Annotated in this window: 3 protein-coding genes; 1 reads left to right on the top strand and 2 read right to left on the bottom strand. The window is 69.0% G+C overall.

Translation table 11 applies throughout. The annotated features are described in order from the left end of the window. Positions 1-191 (bottom strand): LacI family DNA-binding transcriptional regulator (locus VFF46_RS10290; protein WP_325036836.1); only part of this gene is annotated, 191 nt, incomplete at its 3' end. A gap of 223 nt (positions 192-414) precedes the next feature. On the opposite strand from VFF46_RS10290, the gene VFF46_RS10285 reads away from it, so the two are divergent. Further along, entirely contained in the window at positions 415-1,599 is a 1,185-nt protein-coding gene (locus tag VFF46_RS10285; protein ID WP_325036835.1) for an ROK family transcriptional regulator, read from the top strand. Positions 1,600-1,651: 52 nt separating this feature from the next. Here the strand turns inward: VFF46_RS10285 and VFF46_RS10280 are convergent. Then, positions 1,652-2,767 (bottom strand): family 16 glycosylhydrolase (locus VFF46_RS10280; protein ID WP_325036834.1); only part of this gene is annotated, 1,116 nt, incomplete at its 5' end.

Below are 2,767 nucleotides of genomic sequence, written 5' to 3'. Positions count from 1 at the left end.
CCGACGATCCGGGTCCGGCCGCGGGCCAGTCCGACGGCGCGGGCGCTCGGCACGTACCCGAGCTCCTCGATCACCTGCCGGACGCGTTCGGCGGTCCGCAGGTCCAGCTCGCCCTTGCCGTTGAGGACGCGCGACACGGTGGTCTTGCTGACGCCGGCCTGGCGCGCGACGTCGGCGATCGTGATGGACACGCTGAACTCCCCTCGGGCGGTCGGGGTGCTGCTGGTCGGAACCGGTTTCGGAAGCGGTTCCGTAGATCAAAGCCGAGCCGGACGAGGGTCGTCAATCACGGAGCGGTAACGAATCGAGTCTTAGTTCACGACTTGGAGGAAGGGGGATCTTCCGCCGCCGGGGCCGACGTGATGAACTCGGGGCGAGCGGCCCTGCGCGGGGCCGGGCAGGGTGAGGTCGAGGATGGAAGTACGCCGGACCACGGTGCGCGACATGCGCCGGTCCAACCGCTCGGTGATCCTCACCAGCATCTACCGCGAGGGTCCGCTGAGCCGCCAGGAGCTGACCGTCCGGACGTCGCTGAGCGCGGCGAGCGTCAGCAACCTGGTCGCGGAGCTGATCACCGAGGGCGTGGTCGAGGAGGCCGGTTCGGTCGAGTCCGAGGGCGGCCGGCCGCGGGTGTTGTTGCGGGTGGCACCGACCTTCCGGTACGTCGTGGGCGCCGAGGTCGGGGAGACCCGGGTCCGGGTGGAGCTGTTCGACCTGGCGATGAACGTGCTCGCCCGGGCCGACCATCCGATCAGCTCGCCGACGCCCGAAGAGGTCGTGAAGCACGTACTGGAAGGGCTTTCGACCGTCGTCGCCGCCTCCGGGGTGCGGTCCGGGCAGATCCTCGGCCTCGGCGTCGCGGTCTCCGGCGTGGTCGAGGACAACGCGGTCGTCGACGCGCAGACGCTCGGCTGGGACGCCGTACCGCTGGCCGCGATGCTTGCCGAGGGCACCGATATTCCGGTGCACGTGGACAACGGCGCGAACATGCTCGGCCAGGCGGAGATGTGGTTCGGGGCTGGGCGGGGTGCGACCGAGGCGGTCGTCGCGCTGGTCGGTTCCGGGGTCGGATCGGCCTTGGTGGCGGGCGGATCCAGCTATCGCGGGGCCCGCAGCAGCGCGGGCGAGTGGGGCCACATGACGATCGTGTACGGCGGGCGGCAGTGCCGGTGCGGGGCGCTCGGTTGTCTCGAGGCGTACGTCGGTGCCGAAGGGGTGCTGGACCGGTACCGGGAGGCGGGCGGCCTGGTCGACGGGGACGAGGAGGCCGCCTTCGTCGGGCTGCTCGCGTCGGATTCGGAGCCGGCGGCAACCATCGTCGCGGACACGATCGGCTACCTGGCGGCGGGCTTCGCGAACCTCGTGAACCTGGTCAACCCCGAGCGGATCGTCCTCGGTGGCTGGGCCGGCCTGTTGCTGGGTGAGAAGTACCTCGACGAACTGCGCGCCGAGGTCGGCAAACACGCCCTCCGCCGCCCGTACGCCCAGGTCTCCCTCGTCCTGTGCGAACTGGGTCGCGACGCTGTGGCCCTGGGCGCCGCAACCCTCCCCGTCGTCCACCTCCTCCGCAACGGAGGCGCCGTACCCGCGTCGCGCTAGTTTCCGGAACTTTTCCGCCACCAGGTGACGGAAAAGTTCCGGAAAGGCTGAGTCAGACGGTCCACTTCTGGTTGGCGGCTCCGGTGCAGGTCCAGAGTTGGGTGGGGGTGGCGTTGGCGGAATTGTTGCCGGTGACATCGAGACACTTGTTCGCCTGTGGATTCACCAGGTCGTGGGCCGACGTGTAGTTCCATTGCTGTGCTCCAGTGCCGTTGCAGGTCCAGAGCTGGACCTTGGCACCGTCCGCCACCGAGCCGGCGTTCACGTCGAGACACTTGCCCAGGGCACGGATCGTCCCGTCGCCCGGACGGCTCCACTGCTGCGCGTTCGTACCGTTGCAGTCGTAGAGCTGGACCGGCGTACCGTCCGCACTGTTGGCCGCGGCAACATCCAGACACTTCCCGGCCAACCCGGTGATCTGTGAGCCACCACCGCCGGAGCTGCCGAGCGTGGTCACCCGCACGTAGTCGACGGTCATGGTCTGCGGCATCTGCGTCGTACCGTCCGGGTTGCCCGGCCAGCCGCCGCCCACCGCCACGTTCATGATCATGAAGAACGGGTGGTTGAACACCCAGGTGTTGCCGTTCAGGTCCGCCGGCGTACGGCGCTCGTACTGGACGCCGTCGACCGACCAGGTGATCGAGTCCGGTGCCCAGTCGACCGCGAACGTGTGGAAGTCGTCGGCGAACGACCAGCCGTTCGGATGGTTGTACGCGGCACCGATCCCTCCTGCGCCGGAGTAGCCCGGGCCGTGGATCGTGCCGTGCACGGTGGCCGGCTCCTTGCCGATGTTCTCCATGATGTCGATCTCGCCGTCGTTCGGCCAGTTGCTGCCGCCGAGCATCCAGAACGCGGGCCAGAGTCCTTGCCCTCGGGGGATCTTGATGCGGGCCTCGAACCGGCCGTACGTCTGGGTGAAGGTCTGTGCGGTGAGCAGCCGCGCCGACGTGTACTGGCACGGGCCGTACCAGCACTGGAAACCGCCGCTCTCCTGCCGGGCGGTGATTACCAGGTTGCCGTTGCCGTCCAGCGCCGAGTTGCGGGTGCTGTTGGTGTAGTACTCCAGCTCGTTGTTGCCCCAGCCACCGCCACCGGTGTCGTACCGCCACTTGGCGGGATCGGGGGCCTGGCCGGCCGGTCCGTCGAAGTTGTCCTCCCAGACCGTCGC

The sequence above is a fragment of the Kribbella sp. genome (assembly GCF_035655035.1).
Taxonomy (GTDB): Bacteria; Actinomycetota; Actinomycetes; order Propionibacteriales; family Kribbellaceae; genus Kribbella.
Note: the sequence above shows the minus strand (reverse complement) of the source record. Positions and strands in the feature narration are given on the sequence as shown.